The organism is Streptomyces sp. NPDC047085 (assembly GCF_040643735.1).
Lineage (GTDB): Bacteria > Actinomycetota > Actinomycetes > Streptomycetales > Streptomycetaceae > Streptomyces.
The window spans coordinates 92,845-112,719 of record NZ_JBEYUW010000006.1 but is presented as its reverse complement, the minus strand read 5'-3'; the positions used below and the strand labels follow the sequence as shown (position 1 = coordinate 112,719).

At 73.1% G+C, this 19,875-nt stretch carries 18 protein-coding genes; 8 read left to right on the top strand and 10 right to left on the bottom strand.

From position 1 onward, the window contains the following. Positions 1-71 precede the first annotated feature (71 nt). The 3 genes from ABZ865_RS21805 to ABZ865_RS21795 form a co-directional block, all read right to left on the bottom strand. Positions 72-1,760 carry an RICIN domain-containing protein gene (locus ABZ865_RS21805; RefSeq protein WP_361232586.1) on the bottom strand — a complete coding sequence of 563 codons (1,689 nt, stop codon included), beginning with the start codon at positions 1,758-1,760 and terminating at the stop codon, positions 72-74. A 492-nt stretch (positions 1,761-2,252) separates the two neighbouring features. Continuing rightward, complete coding sequence (locus tag ABZ865_RS21800) at positions 2,253-2,630, bottom strand: toxin Doc (protein ID WP_361232583.1); 378 nt, start codon at positions 2,628-2,630, stop codon at positions 2,253-2,255. Between the two features lie 3 nt (positions 2,631-2,633). Next, positions 2,634-2,873 carry a hypothetical protein gene (locus ABZ865_RS21795; RefSeq protein ID WP_361232580.1) on the bottom strand — a complete coding sequence of 80 codons (240 nt, stop codon included), beginning with the start codon at positions 2,871-2,873 and terminating at the stop codon, positions 2,634-2,636. Between the two features lie 213 nt (positions 2,874-3,086). Between ABZ865_RS21795 and ABZ865_RS21790 the strand changes: the two genes are divergently transcribed. Both ABZ865_RS21790 and ABZ865_RS21785 read left to right on the top strand, forming a co-directional pair. Beyond that, complete coding sequence (locus ABZ865_RS21790) at positions 3,087-4,700, top strand: multicopper oxidase family protein (RefSeq protein WP_361232578.1); 1,614 nt, start codon at positions 3,087-3,089, stop codon at positions 4,698-4,700. A 235-nt stretch (positions 4,701-4,935) separates the two neighbouring features. Beyond that, entirely contained in the window at positions 4,936-7,395 is a 2,460-nt protein-coding gene (locus tag ABZ865_RS21785; RefSeq protein WP_361232574.1) for a SpoIIE family protein phosphatase, read from the top strand. On the opposite strand, the gene ABZ865_RS21780 is transcribed toward ABZ865_RS21785, so the two are convergent. Then, positions 7,389-7,937 carry an RNA polymerase sigma factor gene (locus ABZ865_RS21780; protein ID WP_361232571.1) on the bottom strand — a complete coding sequence of 183 codons (549 nt, stop codon included), beginning with the start codon at positions 7,935-7,937 and terminating at the stop codon, positions 7,389-7,391. The two genes, ABZ865_RS21785 and ABZ865_RS21780, sit on opposite strands and share 7 nt — an antisense overlap. Before the next feature lie 47 nt (positions 7,938-7,984). Here ABZ865_RS21780 and ABZ865_RS21775 point away from each other — a divergent pair, with 47 nt between their 5' ends. The 3 genes from ABZ865_RS21775 to ABZ865_RS21765 all read left to right on the top strand — a co-directional run bounded on the left by ABZ865_RS21775 (position 7,985) and on the right by ABZ865_RS21765 (position 11,715). Then, positions 7,985-9,373 (top strand): serine/threonine-protein kinase, encoded by a 1,389-nt coding sequence (locus ABZ865_RS21775; RefSeq protein WP_361232568.1) that lies wholly within the window; start codon positions 7,985-7,987, stop codon positions 9,371-9,373. A gap of 147 nt (positions 9,374-9,520) precedes the next feature. Beyond that, entirely contained in the window at positions 9,521-10,228 is a 708-nt protein-coding gene (locus tag ABZ865_RS21770) for a DUF4232 domain-containing protein (RefSeq protein WP_361232565.1), read from the top strand. 245 nt (positions 10,229-10,473) lie between these two features. Next, a complete protein-coding gene (locus ABZ865_RS21765) occupies positions 10,474-11,715 on the top strand; it encodes a hypothetical protein (RefSeq protein WP_361232561.1) in 1,242 nt (413 codons plus the stop codon). A 16-nt stretch (positions 11,716-11,731) separates the two neighbouring features. Here ABZ865_RS21765 and ABZ865_RS21760 read toward each other — a convergent pair whose 3' ends face one another. Both ABZ865_RS21760 and ABZ865_RS21755 read right to left on the bottom strand, forming a co-directional pair. Next, the gene (locus ABZ865_RS21760; protein WP_361232558.1) at positions 11,732-13,645 is read right to left on the bottom strand and encodes a ricin-type beta-trefoil lectin domain protein; all 1,914 of its coding nucleotides are present in this window, start codon (positions 13,643-13,645) and stop codon (positions 11,732-11,734) included. Between the two features lie 333 nt (positions 13,646-13,978). Next, positions 13,979-14,947, bottom strand: coding sequence for an aldo/keto reductase (locus tag ABZ865_RS21755; RefSeq protein WP_361232555.1), 969 nt, complete (start codon positions 14,945-14,947; stop codon positions 13,979-13,981). A gap of 245 nt (positions 14,948-15,192) precedes the next feature. Between ABZ865_RS21755 and ABZ865_RS21750 the strand changes: the two genes are divergently transcribed. Beyond that, positions 15,193-15,960 (top strand): endo alpha-1,4 polygalactosaminidase, encoded by a 768-nt coding sequence (locus ABZ865_RS21750; RefSeq protein WP_361233612.1) that lies wholly within the window; start codon positions 15,193-15,195, stop codon positions 15,958-15,960. Between the two features lie 7 nt (positions 15,961-15,967). Here ABZ865_RS21750 and ABZ865_RS21745 read toward each other — a convergent pair whose 3' ends face one another. From ABZ865_RS21745 to ABZ865_RS21735, 3 genes are all read right to left on the bottom strand, one after another. Continuing rightward, positions 15,968-16,501 carry a flavoprotein gene (locus tag ABZ865_RS21745; protein ID WP_361232552.1) on the bottom strand — a complete coding sequence of 178 codons (534 nt, stop codon included), beginning with the start codon at positions 16,499-16,501 and terminating at the stop codon, positions 15,968-15,970. A gap of 89 nt (positions 16,502-16,590) precedes the next feature. Then, entirely contained in the window at positions 16,591-16,785 is a 195-nt protein-coding gene (locus ABZ865_RS21740; RefSeq protein ID WP_361232549.1) for a ferredoxin, read from the bottom strand. A 12-nt stretch (positions 16,786-16,797) separates the two neighbouring features. Then, complete coding sequence (locus tag ABZ865_RS21735; protein ID WP_361232546.1) at positions 16,798-18,027, bottom strand: cytochrome P450; 1,230 nt, start codon at positions 18,025-18,027, stop codon at positions 16,798-16,800. A 30-nt stretch (positions 18,028-18,057) separates the two neighbouring features. On the opposite strand from ABZ865_RS21735, the gene ABZ865_RS21730 reads away from it, so the two are divergent. Together ABZ865_RS21730 and ABZ865_RS21725 are read left to right on the top strand one after the other, a co-directional pair. Further along, the gene (locus ABZ865_RS21730; RefSeq protein WP_361232543.1) at positions 18,058-18,381 is read left to right on the top strand and encodes a hypothetical protein; all 324 of its coding nucleotides are present in this window, start codon (positions 18,058-18,060) and stop codon (positions 18,379-18,381) included. A gap of 72 nt (positions 18,382-18,453) precedes the next feature. Then, positions 18,454-18,903 (top strand): nitroreductase family deazaflavin-dependent oxidoreductase, encoded by a 450-nt coding sequence (locus ABZ865_RS21725; protein WP_361232540.1) that lies wholly within the window; start codon positions 18,454-18,456, stop codon positions 18,901-18,903. Between the two features lie 79 nt (positions 18,904-18,982). Here the strand turns inward: ABZ865_RS21725 and ABZ865_RS21720 are convergent, their stop codons facing one another. Then, the gene (locus ABZ865_RS21720; protein ID WP_361232536.1) at positions 18,983-19,768 is read right to left on the bottom strand and encodes a TetR/AcrR family transcriptional regulator; all 786 of its coding nucleotides are present in this window, start codon (positions 19,766-19,768) and stop codon (positions 18,983-18,985) included. Positions 19,769-19,875: the final 107 nt, after the last annotated feature.

Sequence of the window (19,875 nt, the reverse complement as noted above, 5' to 3'; positions counted from 1 at the left end):
GCACCAGACCCCACTCGCCGGCGCCGACAAGGCGCCGGTGCGCTCCTGCGAGCTGATCCGCCGGACAGGCCCTAGGTGCCCTGGCCCGTCAGCTGGGCCGGCTGGGCGGACGGGCCGTCGCTGCCGGCGACCGAGAGGGAGCCCGAGCCGGGTGACGGTGTGTCGGTCCGCCAGCGCTGGCCGGCGGAGCGGTCGCGGACCTTGACAACGAGGTCGGAGCCGGGATCCGTGCCGGACGGCGCGAGGGCGAGGGTCTGGTCCCAGCGGGGCAGCAACTCGCCCTGCACGGTGAGGTCGTAGCGCACGTCGTCGCCGCGCGGGCTGCCGGAGTCGGCGCAGGTGCCGAGGATGACGACACCGCCGTCGGCGTGCGAGTCCAGGCACAGGCCGGAGTCGGCCGCGCTGTGCAGCAGCCCGTCGGCGTCGTACGTCCACTGCTGGGTCGCCGCCGAGGAGCAGGCGGCGAGCACGGCGCCCGCGCCGGGCTGGGGCGTGCCCTTGACGTCCAGGCACAGGCCGGTGCCGGTGTTGCGCAGCCGGGTCGGCCGGCCCGCCGAAGGCAGGCCCGCGGTGCCGGGTGCCGTCGTGGAGGCCGGCGGGGACGTGGCGTCGGTACCGGGGGCGGCGCCGGTGGACACGACCGGGGCGGTGCCGTCACCGCCGTCGGGCCAGAGGCTGACGGCGAGGACGACGGCGAGCAGTCCGGCGGAGGCGACGCCGACACCGGTGAGCAGCGTCCTGGACGACCAGCCGGTGCCGAGCGGGCGCGCCGGCACCGCGATCCTGGCGAGCGTTCCGGGCTCGGCGCCGCCCCGCCGACGGCCCCCGGGACCGGTGACCCGGGCCAGCAGTCCGGGTCCGCCACCGCCGCGGCGGCGTCCGCGTGAGCGCCGGGCGGCGGTGCGGGAGCGGGCGGGGCCCGGCCGTCCGCGCCCGGGGCGCGAGTCGAGGTACCGGCGGGCGCCCCAGCCGAGCACCGCCTCGGCGAGCAGCACACCCAACCCGGCCTCGATCTGGCCGAGTTGCTCGGCCGCGTGCCGGCAGTAGGGGCAGCCGGCGAGGTGCTGGCGGACGTCCGGGAGCAGGCCGCCGCCCCGCCGGATCGGCACGTCGAGCAGGCGGTTGTAGTGGCGGCATTCGGCACTCGGCGCGAGTTCCCGGTGCGCGCGGACACAGCCTTCGCGGAATTTCTCGCGGGCCTGGTCGAGCGCGATCGCCGCGCTGTCGCCGTCCAGGCCGAGCAGTCCGGCGGGCACGTTTATCGGCTCGGCCTCGACCTCGGTGTGCCAGAGCAGCGCCTGTTCGAGTCGGGGAAGGCTGTGGAATGACCGGTCGGAGAGTGCGCGGTTTTCCGGTATCAGGGACTTCGCGGCGCGCATACCGCGTCCGCCGGCGGGTTTCTCGAGGCCGGGCAGGACGGCGGCTATGCGTTCCGTGGCCGCCCAGTCGACGACCGTGTCCCGGACGGCGACCAGCAGCCGGGGCCTGAGCGCCTCGGCGGGTTCGCCGAGGGTGAGCCGGTCCAGGACCTGGTGGAAGGCGGCGGCGGTGACCATGTGGGCGAGCGGACCGGGCGTGGCCAGGCAGATGACGGCGTAGTCGTGCGCGGGCTGCCAGTGCCGGGCCATCAGCAGGGCGGCGGAGCGCGAGGCCTCCGCGTCGGAACCGGCGCGCAGCGGGGCGGCGACGGATTCGTCGGACTCCGCGGGGTCGGCGCCGGGAGGCGGGTAGGCGGGACGAGGGGGGTGGGGGGTGGACACTGTGCGGGTTCCTTTGGCGCGTGTGGTGCGTCGGTGCGCAACGGGGATGTGCGTGCGGGGAGCGGGAATTCACCGATCTCGTGCCGCCCCGGTTCTCAACTGCGAAGAAGACCCGGGACATTACCCCCCGCACGGACGTTTCAACCCTTGCACAACATCCACACAAGCAACAAGGCACTCGTCCACATCAGGCCGTTTGAAAGAAAGTCAGAAAACGGGTGCGGAACCGGCACGGAACCCGGTTCTGTGCGGCGGCTTTCGGCTTTTCATGCGCCCCGTGTGAAGCGCGCGCACGTACCGGCCTGCCGCGCACGCTCCCCTGTCGCGGCGGCCGGGAGTGGACTGGGAATCGGCCCTCTCGGAAGGCCCCGCGCAGGACGGTGGGTTCTTCTGCGCGAAACGGGCCGCCGGCCCCGTTCCTCCCGCCCTCGGCCGGCGGCCCCCTCTCCCGGCCGGCGGCCCCGGCGGCTTCCCCCGCCGGCCGGGACCGTGTCAGATCTGCCAGGAGCGCAGCCGGTCGGCCGCGCGGTACACGTCGGCCTTGCCGGACATCAGGTCGCGGGCGAGGTCGACGAGGGCGCCGTAGGGCGGGTCGATGCCGACGCCGCTGACGAACATGTAGGCCACGGCGGTCGCGCAGGCGAAGCGGGCGTTGGCCGTGGGCAGCGGCTTGAGGACGGCGAGGGTGTGCAGCAGCGCGGCGGCCCGCCAGGCGGGGTCGGAGTCCACGCCGAGCCGCGGCGGGTCGACGCGGTGCCGGGCGACGGCGGCGACCAGCGCGGAGAAGTCGTCCACCGTGGGCTGGTCGGGCAGAACCTCCTCGTGGCGCTGGAGCAGCCACGGGACGTCGATATGGATGACGGAGGGCATCGCTCAGGCGGCCTCGCCCTTGGCGGGGGCCTCGTCCTCGGGGAACGCGGCCGCGAACTCCTCGGCGTGGGCGGTGAAGAAGCTCCGGAACGCCTCCGCGCCCTCCTGCAGCGCCCGGTGCCGGGCGATGTCGGCGGCGGCGGCCTCGCGCACGAGGGCCTTCATCGACGTACCGCGCTCCTTGGCGATCTGCCGCAGGTCCTCAAGTTCGCGTTCGCTGAACTCCACATTGAGAGCTGGCATGGCATCACGGTACCGCGAGGGTACTTACCCGTAAATATCACCAGGTCAAGCCCCCTTCACGCTGGTACCTGCGGGTATCGACGGGCGTGCGCGGGCATGCCGGGGCACAGGCGACGGCTCCGCGGGGCCCGGACACCCTCCGACACCCGTCATCATCAGACGCGCCGCCGCAGATACATCGCATATGAGCACAAAACGTGTCTTATTTCCTACATGCACACACCTTCGCGGCGTACCCTGCTCCGTGCCCCGTTCGTTGCCGCGGGCGCGGGACTTTTGGCTGCCTGCAGCGACTCCGGCCCCGACCCGCGCTCCGGCCCGCAGCGCACGGCGAGCGGCGAGGGGAACTTCGTTCCCCCTGGGCCCAAGGGATATGTCGAGCCATCGGGTCCGGAGGTCCGTGCCGCCGAGCGCAAGCGTGGCTCGGGCCCGGTGCGCATGCTCAAGTTCACCGCCGCCGAGACCACCCTGGACCTGGGCGGCAAGCACGTGCGGACCTGGGCCTACCACGACACGCTGCCCGGACCCCTGGTGCGGGTCACCGCGGGTGACGTCCTCAGCCTCACGCTCGCCAACCGGCTGCCGACCACCACCACGCTCCACTCCCACGGCATCCGGCTGCGCTGCGACATGGACGGCGTGCCGGATCTGACCCAGAAGGCCATCGCCTCCGGGGCGGATTTCACTCACCGCTTCACCGTCGCCCACCCGGGCACCTATCTGCTGCACTCCCACGTCGGGATGCAGCCGGACCGTGGTCTGTACGCCCCCCTCATCGTCGACGACCCCAGGGAGCCCCTCGGCTACGACAAGGAATGGATCATCATGCTGGACGACTGGCTCGACGGGGTGGACGGCTCCACCCCCGATGACGTGCTCGCCCAGCTCAAGCGGAACTCGGGCTCGTCCATGAAGATGGGCGGCATGGCCATGGGCCCCGGATCCGACCACTCGGGTTCCGGTCACGCGCCCCGCAAGCCGGCCGGGCCGAGCCGCGTGCTGCACGACTCCCACAGCCGCATGCTGCACGGGGAGGCGGGCAGCGTCGCCTACCCCTACTACCTCATCAACGGCCGTCTGCCCGCCGCTCCTTCCGTGTTCCGGTGCCGCGCCGGCGAGCGCATCCGGCTGCGCATCATCAACGCCGGCTCCGAGACCGCCTTCCGCGTCGCGCTGGGCGGGCACTCCATGACCGTCACGCACACCGACGGCTACCCCGTGAAGCACAAGCGCACCGATGCCCTGCTCGTCGGCATGGCCGAGCGCTACGACGTCCTCATCACCGCCAGGGACGGCGTCTTCCCCCTTGTCGCGCTGGCCGAGGGCAAGAACGGGCAGGCGCTCGCGGTGCTGCGGACCGACAAGGGAAGAACCGTTCCGTCTCGCGAGGTCCGGCCGCGCGAGCTCGACGGGGAGGTCGTCCCGGCCCGGCGCCTCATCCCGGACGACTCGGTGGCCCTCGACGACCGCGAACCGGACCGCGAGCTGCGCATCAGGGTGACCGGCACCATGAAGAAGTACGACTGGGGCTTCGACCACAAGTCGTACGACTCCAGCCAGCGCCACGCAGTGCGGGCCGGCGAGCGGGTGCGGCTCACCCTCCTCAACGCCACCGACATGTGGCACCCGCTGCACCTGCACGGCCACACCTTCGCCGTCCACGGCCTGGACGGCCTCGGCGCGCGCAAGGACACCGCCATCGTCCTGCCGCACCGCAAGCTGGTCCTCGACTTCGACGCCGACAACCCCGGCCTGTGGATGCTGCACTGCCACAACCAGTACCACTCGGAGGGCGGCATGATGACGGTCATCGGCTACCGCACCTGACCGTGGCAGGCGGCGCGGGAAGGCCTCGATTCCCCCCCGCCCCGCCACGGGCACCACCTCGGTCTCTCCCTCGGCCTCTCCTCGGACCTCACGCCGGCCGGAATTGCCCCTTGACGCCGGTGCGCCGACGGGCCCGGTGGCCGGGGGTCGCCGTTCGCGGACGGGCGCGACGCACTAGGCTGGAGCACGAGTGATGCGCCTGTTGACTCTGCGTGTGCGCTTGGGAGTGGCGACGATGAGCCGGGTCTATCCGTTCGACGATGCGGCGACGGCCCGGGCTGTCGTCGCCGACGACGGAACGCTGGTGGAGTGGAACGAGGGCGCCCGGCGTCTGCTCGGCCACCCCGCCGACGCCGTACTGGGCCGCCCGGCCGCCGAACTGCTCGCCGGACCCGACCGCGCGCCCGCCCCCTCCGGCCCGCGCTGGCAGGGAACGGTCGGATTGCGCCACCGGGACGGTCGTACGGTCTCGGTGTGGCTGCTCGCCCACCACCGGCCCCGGCGCGACGACCACGGCGGCGACTGGCTGGTGGTCACCCCGCTGCCCGGCGAGGAGCCGCCCCCCGAGGACGACGCGCTGGCCACGGCGGGCCTGATCCAGTCCCCGTGCGCCGTGGCCGTGTACGACGAGCGGCTGCGGCTGCGTCGGATGAACGACGCGATGGCCAAGGTGCTGGGCGTGACCGTCGAGATGATGGGCCTGACCGAGGAGCGGCTGCGGGGCCTGCGGCTCGCGGAGATCGGCGGGAAGCCGCAGAGCGAGCACCTGGAGCAGCGCATGCTCCAGGTCCTCACCACAGGACAGGCGCAGGACGCGGAGTCGGACATGTACACCGGGGACGACCGGCGGGCGCACGCCTGGCGGGCCCGGATGGCCCCGGTCGTCGACTCCGAGGGCCGGGTGCGGGGCGTGTCCATGGCCGTGCACGACGTCACCGAGAGCCGGCGGGCCCGGCAGCGGCTGCAGCTGGTGAACGAGGCGAGCCTGCGCATCGGCTCCACGCTGGACGTGACCCGTACGGCGCAGGAGTTGGCGGACGTGTGCGTGCCCGTGCTCGCCGACTTCGTCACCATCGACCTGCTGGACCCGCAGGAGTACGGCGGTGAGCCGCCGGCCCGCGTCACGGCGCCGGTCAGGCTGCGCCGGACGGCTCAGCAGTCGGTGCTGCCGGGTGTTCCGGAGGCGGTGGGCGCGCCGGGGGAGTCCGAGGCCTACCCGGCGTTCTCCCCGCAGGCGGACGCGCTGACCGTGGGCCGCACCATCCGGACCACCATGGCCGAGGGCGACCTGCACCAGTGGCTGACCTGGCACACCGCGCGCCGCGAGCGGGTGCGGCAGTTCGCCATCCACTCCGCGATGGCCGTCCCGATCCAGGCCCGCGGGCTGACCCTCGGCGTCGCGGTGCTCGCCCGGCACCGGCGCCCGGACCCGTTCACGGCGGACGACATGCTGCTGGCGGAGGAGGTCACCGCCCGCGCCGCCGTCTGCATCGACAACGCCCGCCGGTACTCGCGCGAGCGGGAGACCGCGCTCGCCCTGCAGCGCAGCCTGCTCCCCCGCAGCCTGCCGAGCACGGCCGCCCTGGACGCGTCCTCCCGCTATCTTCCTGCGGCCCGCGCGGGCGTGGGCGGTGACTGGTTCGACGTGATCCCGCTGTCCGGGACGCGGGTCGCGATGGTCGTCGGGGACGTCGTCGGGCACGGCATCCAGGCCTCGGCGGCCATGGGCCGGCTGCGGACGGCCGTCCGTACGCTCGCGGACATCGACCTGGCTCCGGACGAACTGCTCACCCACCTGGACGACTTGGTGGTCCGGCTCTCGGAGGAGTCGGGCGGCGCCTTCGCCCCCGGCGGGGACGCCGTCGAGGACAGCCCCGGCGAGGTCGGTGCCACCTGCCTGTACGCCGTGTACGACCCGGTCTCGCGGCGCTGCACGCTGGCCCGGGCCGGGCATCCGGCGCCCGTGCTGCTGCGTCCGGGCGGCGAGCCCGAGATGCTCGACCTGCCCGCCGGTCCCCCGCTGGGCCTGGGCGGGCTGCCGTTCGAGTCCACCGAGCTGGAGCTGCCCGAGGGGACCGTCCTCGCCCTCTACACGGACGGCCTGTTGTGGTCCAGGGAACGCACCGGGCAGAGCGACGGACGGTCGCTGCTCCAGTCGCTGCGAACGTACGAAGGCTCCCTGGACGCGACCTGCGACCGCGTCCTGCACACACTGCTGCCGCCGGGCGGCACCGCGGACGACGTGGCACTGCTGCTGGCCCGCACCCGGGGATTGCCCGCCTCCCAGGTGGCGACCTGGGACATCCCCGCCGACCCGGCACTGGTCGCGCCGATCCGCAAACAGGTCGGGGAGCAGCTGGACCGCTGGTCGCTGACCTTGGTCGGGTTCACGGCGGAGCTGGTGGTGAGCGAACTGGTCACCAACGCCATCCGGTACGGCTCTCGCCCGATCCGGCTGCGGCTGATCCACGACGCCGCCACGCTGATCGTCGAGGTGTCCGACACCAACGCCACCGCCCCGCACCTGAGGCGGGCCAGGACCTTCGACGAGGGGGGCCGCGGGCTGCTGCTGGTCGCCCAGCTCACCCAGCGCTGGGGCAGCAGGCACACCCCGGAGGGCAAGACGATCTGGGCGGAGCTGGGCCTGCTGGAGGAGGCGGTGGCCGGGGCGATCGGTGGCGGCGTCGGTCAGTAGCCCCGCAGCCAGGGCCGTACCTGCTTGCGGGCCTCGTGCAGCCGGGACTTGAGGGTGCCGAGCGGAATGCCGACGCGTTCGGCGACCTCGGCGTACTCCAGCTGGCAGATGTCCCGGTAGACCAGGGGCGCGACCAGGTGCGGATGCTCGCGCTCCAGCCGGTCCAGGGCGTCCAGCAGATCGATCCGGGAGCCCGCGATGACACTGGTGGTGCGCGGGTCGATGTGCTCGGCGGGCTCGATGGCCGCGGGCTGCTCGGCCGCCCGCCGCTTCAGCTCGCGGTACTTCTGCCGGCAGCAGTTGGCGACGACCGTGTAGAGCCAGGTGCTGAAGCGGCTGCGGCCCTCGAAGGCGGAGATGTGCCGGGCCACCTGGAGCAGCACGTCCTGGGCGGCCTCCTCGGCGTCCTCCCGGCACGGCAGGAAGCGTCCGCAGCGGCGCACCACCTCGGGCCGCAGCTCGGCCAGCAGGCGGTCCAGGGCCGCCCGGTCGCCCGCGGCGGCACGCCGGGCGAGGTCTTCGGCCGTTGCCGGCTCCTGCACGTCAGGGTCCCCCTCGGAGTCGATCTCAGGGCAGGCATGATAGTCGTATGCACTCCCTGGAGCGGATCGGCCGCTACCGCCTCCAAAGGCGCCTGGGCTCCGGCGCCTTCGCCACGGTGTGGCTCGCCCACGACGACGAGCTGCAGGCCCCGGTGGCCGTGAAGGTCCTCGCCGAGAACTGGGCGCACCGGTTGGACATCCGGGACCGGTTCCTGTCCGAGGCCCGGCTGCTGCGCCGGGCCGGCTCCAGCCGGGTGGTGCAGGTCTACGACATCGGTGAGCTCCCGGACGGCAGGCCGTACTTCGTGATGGAGTACGCCGACGCCGGGACCCTCGCCGATCTGCTGGCGGACGGTCCGCTGCCGGTGCCGCAGGCGCTGACGCTGACGGCGCTGGCCGCGCGGAGCGCCGCCGCGCTGCACGAGGCGGGCATCGTGCACCGGGACATCAAGCCGACCAACGTGCTGCTGCACACCGCCCCGGACGGCGGGCGGCGGCTGCTGCTGGCCGACCTGGGGCTGGCCAAGAGCCTCGCGCAGGCCTCGGTGCTGACCCTGGCCGCGGGCTCGGCGGGCTACCAGCCGCCGGAGCAGGCCGAGCCCGGGGAGGGCATCGACGCGCGGGCCGACGTCTACAGCCTGGGCGCGGTGGGCTACGAACTCGTCACCGGGACCGTGCCGGGGTCCCCGGGGAAGGTGGTACCGCCCCGGCGGCTGCGGCCGGACCTCGGCGAGGACGTGGAGCGGGCGCTGCTGCGGGCCCTGGAGCCGGACCGGGAGCGGCGCTGGCCGAGCGCGCAGGCGTTCGCCCAGGAGCTGGAGGGGCTGGCGGCGGGATCCGGCACCCGGCGGGTGAAGCGGCTCGACGGTGTCCGGGGCCGGCTGAGCGGCGTGACGCTGGTCGTGGCCGGGGTGCTGGCCGCCGGGGTGGCTGCCGCTGCCGTGACGCTGGTGCTCCACCGGCCGGCCGGCGCGCAGGAGGCGACGGTGCGGGACGCCACCGGCCGGGTGACCGTAGAGGTGCCCGCCGGCTGGGCCCGGGAGCTGCGCGACTCCGGCTGGGACCCGCACGCGCTGGGGCTGCCGGCGGGGCACGCGCCGGGGCTGGTGGTCGCCGACCGCCTGGCCGACTGGTCCGACCTGAAGGCCCCAGTGAACGGGGTGTTCGTGGGGGTCGGCGAGAGCGGCGACGTGGCCGCCCGGGTGGCCGCCCTCGCCCACCCCGGCTGTCACCACGCCGCCGACCGGGCCTTCGCGGACGCCCGCTGGCGCGGCACGGTCCGCACCTGGACCGCCTGCCCGGACGGCGGCTCGGTCACCGAGTCCGCGCTGCGCCCCGCGACCGGCTCGGCGCGCCCGCAGGTGTACGTGCAGGTGCGAGGGCAGGGTGACGGCGACCCGACCGATGGGATACTCCGCTCGCTGCGGGTCGGCTGATTCCCGTGCGTCCGATTCCCGTACATCCGATTCCCGTACGTCCCGAACTTTTCCGGTGGGCCGTGCATCCCTATGGGGTGACGGCGCACCCGGCGCCCGAGGCACGCGATCGTCACGTGCCGTGAACATCCAGGAGTGTTGAGCGACATGGCGTACTCATCCCAGCCCCTGCGGCGCGGAGCCCTGCTCGCGGGAACGGTCGCCGTACTGGGCCTCCTGACCGCGTGCGGCAGCCACGACGCCCGGGTCGAGCCGGCGAAGACGGCGTCCGGTACGGCCGCCCCGGCGACCGAGGCCTCGCAGGGCTCCACATCCGGGACCTCCGCCACGCCCGGGACCTCCGCCGGCGCGGCCACACCGGCCGGTACGCCGTCGTCCCCCGCGGGGCAGGCGCCGGCCTCCTCGGGCACCGGCTCCAAGACCGGCGGCACCACCGGCAGCCGCTGCCACAGCTCCGACCTGAGCGCCTCCGTGGGCCGCAACGACCCGGGCGCCGGCCAGGAGAACTTCCCCCTGGTGCTCACCAACAAGTCCGCCCGGACCTGCACCGTGCGCGGCTATCCCGGCGCGGCCTTCGTGAACGCCTCCGGCACCCAGCTGGGCCCGGACCCCAAGCGCTCCCCGGGCTCGCCGGTCACGGTCACGCTCAAGCCGGGACAGAGCGCCTGGGCGGGGCTGACCTTCTCCAACCCGGAGATCAGCGAGGCCGAGACGGCCACCCCGGCGGCGCTGCTGATCACCCCGCCGGACGAGAAGGGCTCGCTGAAGGTGGCGTGGACGGCGGGCCCGGTCCCCGTCGCCGGAAACTCCTCCTCGGTCTTCCTGACCGTCCTCAACGCCGGCACCGGCGCCTGACCGAACGCCACCGGCGAACTCCACCACCTGACTCCACCGACCAGCCCCGCCGCCCACCTCCGGGCGGCGGGGTTCGTCATGCGCGCCCCACCGCACCACGTTGGTCATGAGCGCGCCACAACTGTCACAGGACGGCAACACCAGCCGGTCGCCCCGATCTTTCCGCCCCGGCCCCTCATCGAACCCGTCGACCGCACAGCGAGCAGGCCCCGCACGGGGCCGGGACGAGGAAATCGGGGAACAAGATGAGCGGGATCTCACGCAGGCGTGTGCTGACGGCCGGGGCGGCGGCGGGCGCCCTCGGCGCCCTGTCCGCCTGCTCCTCCGGCACCGGACTGTCCGTCGGAGGCAAGGACCCGGCGTACGGCGGGGGCACCGCGCAGGCCCGGCCGGTGAAGCCGATCGGGGACGGCTCCACCGCCGACACCGGCGCCCAGCCGCACCAGCCGACGCCCACGGCGCTGAAGCCGGGTCAGAAGCCCCCGCAGTTCGTGGTGTTCTCCTGGGACGGCGCGGGCGAGCTGAGCAACAGTCTGTTCTCCCGCTTCCGCAAGGTCGCCGCCGAGCACGGCGCGAAGATGACCTTCTTCCTCAGCGGGATCTACACCCTGCCGGAGTCCAAGAAGCACCTCTATCGTCCGCCGCGGCACGCGGTCGGCGCGTCCGCCATCGGCTACCTCGCCGACCGGCACATCCACGCCACGATCCAGCAGGTGCGCGAGGCCTGGCTGGAGGGCCACGAGATCGGCACCCACTTCAACGGGCACTTCTGCGGCGCGACCGGCGTGCGCAACTGGTCCCCGGCGGAGTGGCGCAGCGAGATCGACCAGGCCGTCGGCTTCGTGACGAAGTGGAAGACGAACACCGGCTTCACCGACCTCGAACCCCTGCCGTTCGACTACCGCAAGGAGCTGGTCGGCGGCCGCACCCCCTGCCTGGAGGGCCAGGCCAACCTGCTGCCCACCGCGGCCGCGCTCGGCTGGAAGTACGACGCCAGCTCCCCCGGCGGGCTGCAGATCTGGCCGGGCAAGGTGCAGGGCGGCCGGATCTGGGACTTCCCGCTGCAGTCGATACCGTTCTCCGGCCATTCCTTCCAGGTGCTGTCGATGGACTACAACATGATGTTCAACCAGTCCGGCGGCAACCCACTGGGCGACCGCGCCCAGTTCGACGCCTGGCGCACGCAGGCCCGGGACACCTATCTGGCCGGGTTCCGCCGCGCGTACGAGAGCAACCGCGCCCCCTTCTTCATCGGCAACCACTTCGAGCGCTGGAACGGCGGCATCTACATGGACGCGGTCGAGGAGGCGATCGGCCGGATGGCCGAGTACGACGACGTGCGGTTCGTCTCCTTCAAGCAGCTCGTGGCCTGGCTGGAGGCACAGGACCCGGCGGTGCTGCGCACACTGCGCACGCTGACGCCGGGTCAGGCCCCGGCCGGCGGGTGGGCGGAGTTCCTGGGCGGGGCGGGCAGCAAGGCGTCGTAGCCGCGCGCACCCCTGGTCAGCGGTGGCGGCCCCCGTAGCCGCCGCCGTAGCCCCCGACACCGTATCCGCCGCAGTAGTCCGGGTAGGTGGTGCAGAAGTCGGTGGTGGGGGAAACCGAGGGCGCCGGGCCGGTCCCGGTCGCCGTCGGGGTGGGTGACGGGCTCTTCGTGGCCGTGGGGGCGGGCTTCGCCGACGGGGTACGGGCCGGGGCCGGGGTGCTGCCGGTGCTCCAGTCGACGATCTCCATCCGGAGGTCGGGCTTCGCGGTGTCGATGGTCCAGCGTTCGGCGGGCGTGCCCGAGCGGTTCTTGAGGACCAGCGTGCCCGAACCGTCGGTGGCGGCCGGGGTGAGGGCCAGGTCCTGGTTCCAGCGGGGGACGAAAACGCCCTGGAGCGTGAAGTCGTAGCGGATGTTCCGCGCGGCCTTCCCGGTGGCGGAGCAGGGGGCGAGCCGGACCGAGTAGCCGAGGTGGGAGTCCAGGCAGAGGCCGGGGTCGGAGTCGTTGCGCAGCAGTCCGTCGGTCTCGTACGACCACTGCTGGCTCGGTGTCGCGGAGCAGGGGGCCAGTTCGGTCTCCGCGCCCGTGACGGCCTTCTTGCCGACGACGCCGACGCACAGGCCCGAGGCGAGGCTGTGCAGCCGGCCGCGCAGCGGGCCCTGGGCGGTTCCCCTCGCGCCGGCCCAGGAGGGATCCGGTGCCGTGGACTTCGTGCCGGGCGACCCGGAGGGGGTGGCGCCGGGGGCGGGGGCGGGGTGGTCGCCGGAGCCGAGCACCGACCACAGGACCAGCGGGAGGGCGACCAGGCCGCTGACGGTGAGGGCGGCCAGGGCGAGATTGCGGCGGCGGGCCCGGCGGGCTGCGCGGTGGGCGGAACGGGGCGAGCGGCGATGGCCGGCGGGGGCTCCGGCGCCGGCCGACAGGGCGGGGTCCGGGGCGGTGCGCCGTGTCGAGCGCGGGGCCGGCCTGGGCAGGGCGCCCGTCGGGGCCACTGGACCCACCGGGGCCACCGGGTCTGTCGGCGCACCGGCGGTGAAGGCCTCGCCGCCCGCCAGGGAGAACGGGTCCGGTATCGGCTGGGTGGTGGCCGCTGCGGCGGCCTCGTCGGTCGTGCCGTCCCGCTGGGCGGTCTCGTCGGTGCGGGCCGCACGGGACTCCATGTAGGCCCGGGCGCCCCAGCCGAGGACCGCCTCGGCGAGCGCGAGGCCGAGTCCCGCGTTGAACTGGGCGAGCTGGTCGGCGGTCCCCCGGCAGTGGCGGCAGCCGGCCAGGTGCTGTCGCAGGTCCGGGTCGATGTCGGTGCCGCCGCGCCGGAAGGTGACGTCGAGCATGCGCAGATAGCGCCGGCACTCGGTCTCCGGGGCGAGTTCGCGGTGGGCCTGGAGGCACTCCTCGCGCAGCCGCTCGCGGGCGCGGCGGAGTTCGATCCGGGTCTCCTCCTCGTCCAGGGCCAGCAGGGCGGCGGGGACGGCGAGGGGTTCGCCCTCGACCTCGGCGTGCCAGAGCACGGCCCGGGCGGACTGGGGCAGGCACTGGAAGGCGCGGGACAGCAGCCGGCGGTCGGACGGGGGCAGGAGCCGGGCGGAGACGCGTTCCGCGCTGCCGGGGGCGGGCCGCAGGGCGGGGTGCAGGAGTTCCTGGCGGCCGTCGCCGTCCCATTCGGCCGCGATACGGCGGACGGTGACGAGCAGATGGGGCCGCCAGGCGGCGGAGGGCCCGGATTGGCGCAGGGTCTCGCCGAAGAGCCGGGTGAAGGCGGCGGTGGTGAGCATGCCCGCGGCGCGGGTTCCGTCGGTGCACAGCCGGGCGTAGGCGAAGGCCGCCTCCCAGTGCCGGTCGAGGAGTTCGCCGACCGGGTGGAGTGCGGGGGCCGCGCCCGTCCACTTCTTCAGCTCGGCGCTCAGTTGTTCGTCCGAAGCGTCGAAATTCACGGCTGCATTCCTCCAGACGCGAGACGGAATTAGTCCATACCAGCGGGTGCGGGACGGGACACAGCACCTCGAACGTCCGCCTGGAGCAGCTCTTTTGAAGCGTGGGGGGCGTACGAGAGCGGCTGGGCGCATGCAGCGGGAAATGTAATTGTCTGCACGCCGACAGCGCACACCTTTGCACAGCCCGGCACGACGCAACAAGGGATCTCTCACTTTTAAACATTGCGCACGATGGACCTGCTCTTGACTTATTGTCAAGAAAGAGCTTTCAGGGCCTATTACCCGCGGTCCGTGCGGCGCGCGGCCTGCACACCGCACGTACCTGACGTGGCGTCAGTGACCGCTGATGGCACGCGGGGTGTAGGGCTGTTCCAGCTCCTCGATCTCCTTCTCGCTCAGCTCCAGATCGACCGCCGCAACCGCGTCCTGGAGGTGGTGGGGCTTGCTCGCGCCGACGACGGGCGCCGCCACGGTGTCCTGGTGCAGCAGCCAGGCCAGGGCCACCTGGGCGCGGTTGACGCCCCGGGCCTCGGCGATCCGGGTGACGGCCTCGACGATCGACCGGTCGCTCTCCAGGTACAGCCGGCTGCCGAAGTCGTCGTTCGCGCTGCGCTCGGTGACGGTGCCCCAGTCGCGGGTGAGCCGGCCGCGGGCCAGCGGGCTCCACGGCAGCACACCGACGCCCTGGTCCGCGCAGAGCGGCAGCATCTCCCGCTCCTCCTCGCGGTAGAGCAGGTTGTAGTGGTTCTGCATGGACACGAACCGGGTCCAGCCGTTCAGGTCCGCCGTGTACTGCGCCTTGGAGAACTCCCACGCGTACATCGAACTCGCCCCGATGTAGCGCACCTTGCCCGCCTTCACCAGGTCGTGCAGGGCCTCCATCGTCTCCTCGACGGGGGTGGTGTGGTCGTAGCGGTGGATCTGGTACAGGTCGACGTAGTCGGTGCCGAGCCGGCGCAGGCTGTGGTCGATCTCGGACAGGATGGCCTTGCGGGAGAGTCCGCCGCCGTTGGGGCCGGGCCGCATCCGGCCGTTCACCTTGGTGGCGAGCACGATCTCGTCGCGGTTCGCGTAGTCGCGCAGGGCCTTGCCGACGATCTCCTCGCTGGTGCCGTCGGAGTAGACGTTGGCGGTGTCGAAGAAGTTGATGCCCGCGTCCAGCGCCTGCCGGATCAGCGGCCGGGACCCCTCCTCGTCGAGGGTCCACTCGTGGACGCCGCGGTCGGGCTCGCCGTAGGTCATGCAGCCCAGACAGATCCGCGAGACGTCCAGACCCGTCGAACCGAGCTTCACGTACTGCATCGTTGCTGCTCCTGCCTTCGGGACGGTTGTCACCGGCGAGCCTACGGGGTGGCCCCGGGCGGACTTGACGATCACGGCGCGCGAACGGTTGGATCCCGCTCGGGTCCTGCTCCGTTCCGGTGCGGGCCGTACACGCGATCGTTGGAGCGGACGTGCCCCTCAAGGGTGTTCCCCGCGGCGGAGGTCCCGGCACGACCGCCGGCGCGGCCCTGCTCGCCCTCACCCTCGCCTTCACGGCAGCCGCACTGACCGGCTGCGACGACCCCGGCGACAACGGCAGGTCCACGTCACCGAAGGCGGCCACGGTGCGCCTGCCCCCGCGCCACGCCGGGTTCGACTACCAGATCGGCGGCGCCTATCCCCCGCCCGCCGGGGTCCGCATCGTCAGCCGGGACCGGTCGGACTCCCCCGCGCCCGGCCTGTACAACATCTGCTACGTCAACGCCTTCCAGGCCCAGCCGCAGGAGCGCTCCTCGTGGCCCGCCGACCTGCTGCTGCGCGACGCGCGCGGCAAGGCCGTCATCGACGAGGACTGGAACGAGGCCCTCCTCGACCTCCGCACCCCGGAGAAGCGCGAGCGGGTGGCCCAGCGGGTGAACGGCTGGATCGACGACTGCGCCGAGAAGGGCTTCGACGCCGTCGAGCCCGACAACTACGACAGCTACACCCGCTCCCGGAACCTGCTCACCGCCGCCGACGCGACCGCGTTCATGCGGCTGCTCTCCCGACACGCGCACGCTCGGCACCTGGCCGTCGGGCAGAAGAACACGGCCGAACTGGCCGGCCGGCGGGCGCGGACGGGGCTGGACTTCGCGGTGGCGGAGGAGTGCGGGCAGTACGACGAGTGCGGGGTGTACGCCGAGGCCTTCGACGACCGGGTGGTGGACATCGAGTACACCGACAGCGGGCTGCGCAAGGCCCTCGCCCGCTGGGGCGACCGGCTGAGCATCGTCCGCCGGGACGTGAACGTCTCCACGCCCGGCACGGCGGGTTACGTCCGCAAGGAGCGGTGAGGGCGGCTCAGTACCGATCCAGCAGGTCCAGGGCCCGCTCCCAGGGGAACTCCGGTCGTGAGCCGTCCGCGTCGGGCTCCCCGGAGAACGGCTCGCCGAAGCGCACGCCCAACCCGCGCAGCCGTATCAGACTGTCCTGGTAGGCGGGATGGGCGGCCAGCGCGTCCGACACGCAGGGCAGGGCCGCGATCGGCACGCCGAGGCCGACGGCCTCGCACAGGGTGCCCACGGCGAGGGTGTCGGCCAGCCCGGCGGCCCACTTGTTGACGGTGTTGAAGGTGGCGGGCGCCACCGCCACGGCGTCCGGCGGCGGGAACGGGCGGGGGTCCGCCGGGGAGCGCCAGGCGGAGCGCACGGGACGGCCCGTGCGCTCCTCCTCGGCGGCGACGTCGAAGAAGCCGCCCATGGCGACCGGCGTCGCGATGACCCCGACCTCCCAGTCCCGTTCCTGGGCGGCGGTGACCAACTTGCCGACATCTGCGGCGATCCCGGCGGCGCAGACGACGACGTAGAGGAAGGGCTTCTCGGCATCTTCGATCACGCGGGCACCCTACTGAGACCCGGGCCGGCCGGTCCCTGCCGGGTGTCACCGGTCCCTGCCGGGTGTCATCGCCGCCGGGCGAGGGTCGGTCAGCCGTCCGTGACGCTGATCGCGCTCACCGGGCAGGCGCGGACCGCCTCCCGGACCATCGGGTCGCCCGCGCCGTCCTCGCGGCCGGGGATCAGTGAGCTGTAGCCGTCGTCGTCCTGGGTGAAGACACCGGGCGCGGCCAGCGCGCACTGTCCCGCGCCGATGCAGGTGTCCTTGTCGATCTCGATGTGCATGGTCAGAGCCTCTTACCAGGTCACGGGGAGTTCCAGCATCCCCTGGATCGTGTCGCCGGGTTTGAAGGGGATCTCCTGGGCCGGGGCGGCCAGCCGCAGGCCGGGCAGCCGGGTGAACAGGGCGCCGAGGGCGATCTCCAGTTCCGCGCGGGCCAGGTTCTGCCCCAGGCACTGATGGATGCCGAAGCCGAAGGCCACGTGGTGGCGGGCGGGGCGGTGCCAGTCCAGGGCGTCGGGCTCCTCGTACACGGAGGCGTCGCGGTTGATCACCGAGGTCGCGAAGAGCACGCCCTCGCCGGCCCGGATCGTGGTGCCGTCGACCTCGATGTCCTCCAGGGCCACGCGCAGCAGCCCGTCCGCGATGGAGAGCATGCGCATCAGCTCCTCGACGGCGGCGGGCAGCAGTTCCGGGTCGGCGCGCAGCTCGGCCAGCCGGTCGGGGTGCTGGAGCAGGGTGTAGGTGCCCAGGGAGATCATGTTGGCGGTCGTCTCGTGCCCGGCGACGAGCAGGATGACGGCCAGCGAGACGAGCTGGTCACGGTCCAGGGTGCCCTCGCGCAGCTGGTGGTGGACGAGCTCGTCGACGACCCCGTCACCCGGCTCGGTCCCCCCGGCCTTGCGGTCGACGAGATCGCTGATGTAGGCCTCCAGCCGGTCGCGCGCGGCCTGGGTGTCGGCGGCGGTGGGGCCGCGCAGCAGCGTGCGGGACTGGGCCTCGAAGAACTCGTGGTCGGCGTACGGCACGCCGAGCAGCTCGCAGATCACCATGGACGGCACGGGCAGTGCGAAGGCGGAGACCAGCTCGGCCGGCGGGCCCTGGGCGATCATCGCGTCCAGCAGTCCGTCGACGATCTCCTGGATCCGGGGCCGCAGCCCGGTCGCGCGTTTGACCGTGAACGACGGGATCATCATCCGGCGCTGTGTCTGGTGCTCGGGGTCGTCGGCGCCGAGCAGAGCCACCCGGCGGTCGCGGACGGCGGCGAAGCGGGCGGTGGGCGCCGGGAAGTCGGGGCGGCGCCGGTCGGTGGACAGGCGGGGGTCGGCGAGCAGCGCGCGGGCGGCGGAGTGTCCGGTGACCATCCAGACCTCCCGCCCGTCGAAGAGGGTGGCGCGGGAGAGCGCCCGGCCGTCGCGCAGCGGGGCGTATCCGGTGGGCGGGTGGTAGGGGCAGGTGCGGTCCTGGGGGAAGGTGACCGGTTCGGCCGGCGTCGCCGGGCCGGGGATGTCCGTCAGATCCGTCATGGAAAGACCTCTCAGACGAAGAAGTGCGTCGTGCCGATCTTCATTAGATGCCTCGGGCATCTATGGGGCGACGGCAAGTTCGGCCAGATCGGCCATCCGGTGGATCTGGCCGAAGCAGGGGGTGGTGGGGGGTTGTCACAGGCCGGAATCCGACGGCCCGGTGACGGGGCGACGTGCCCCGGATCAGCGGACCACCGCGCCGCCGGTCAAGACCGGAGCGGCTGGTTCCAGTCGCTGGACGCGTATGTCCCGGCCTTTTCATTATCGCTGGTCGATGCGGTGACCCGCGAGGTAATCACCCGCTCGGCGGCAGCCGCCCGCGGTACGGATGATTCGGGCGGCCGCCGGTGTTGAACCGGGCCGCGGAAGTCGACCGTTCAACCGACGATGAAGTCAGCCGTTCAACCGACGAAGGGGACGGATCCGATGCCTCTTGAGGGCGAGTACGAGCCCAGCCCGACCCAGTGGGTGCGCGAGCAGGTCGAGCTGTACGAGAGTTCCGGCGGAACCAAGGGGACGACGCTGCGCGACACCGGGCTGCCGGTCATCGTGCTGACCACCCGGGGCGCCCGGAGCGGGAAGATCCGCAAGACGCCGCTGATGCGGGTGGAGCACGACGGCAGGTACGCGGCGGTCGCCTCGCTCGGCGGGGCGCCCAAGCACCCCGTCTGGTACTTCAACGTCACGTCCGATCCGCATGTCGAACTGCAGGACGGCCCGGTCAAGCGGGACATGCGGGCCCGTGAGGTCACCGGCCGGGAGAAGGCCGAGTGGTGGGAGCGGGCCGTGGCCGCCTACCCGCCGTACGCCGAGTACCAGGAGAAGACCTCCCGGGAGATCCCGGTGTTCGTCCTGGAACCGCTGGACGAGAGCTGATTCCGGCCGGGAAGCGGCCCGTTTTAGAAAAATCTGCGTTCCGGAGGCATGAACGGCTTCCGGGGCGGGCACTCGTGCGTCAGGCCCCGCCGCGTTCCCCCGTCGCGGCGGGGCCGTCTTCGTGCGCCGGTCGTGCGCCCGCCTTCATGCTTCCGCCCTCCGCGCGGAGCTCGTCGAGGCGGGTCTGCGCGGCGGCCAACAGCAGGTCCAGAGCGGCCGGGTAGGAGCTGCGCCGCATGGTCGCCACGAGATGGCGGGCGGTGGCCGCGATGTGGGGATGGGTGTCGGCGGGCAGGCGGGCGTACGTGTCCCGCCACACCTCTGCCTCGGCCTCACGGGCGGCCCTCGGCAGGGCGGTGCCGGCGGAGTCGAGGGCGCCGAAGGCGAGGGCCTGGTCGACGAAGGCGTGGTAGATCCGCACCGCCTCCCGGTCCGGGAAGCCGGCCTCGCGGAGCACGCCGATGATGCTCTCGACGGCCTGGATCTCGTGCGCCCGGCCGGTGACGCGGTGGGCGCTGAGCACGGCGGCCCGGGGATGCGCGAGCGCGCCCGCGTGCATGCGCAGGCCCAGGTCGCGCAGGTCGGCCCGCCAGTCGCCGGTGGTCCGCCACACGCGCAGGTTACGGCCGATCAGCTCGTCGGCGATGGCGAGCATCAGGTCGTCGGTGTGCCGGAAGTACCGGTACAGCGAGCTGGGGTCGGCGCCGAGGGCGCGGCCGAGGCGGCGCACGGAGAGGGCGTCGGCGCCGTGCTCCTCGATCAGCCGGAGCGCCGTCTCGACGATCAGTTCCTCGGAGAGGACGACGCCCTGCTTGGTCGGGCGCCGGCGCTGCCGTTCGGCGGGCGGGACGACGCGTTCGCTCATGGAGCCCTCCCTGGAATGTGCCCGACGCGATGTGCCCGACGGGGTGTCCGGCAGGGGTGCGCCGGACGGGGTGTGCCCGAGCGGGTGTCCGGCGAGGCGCGCCCGAC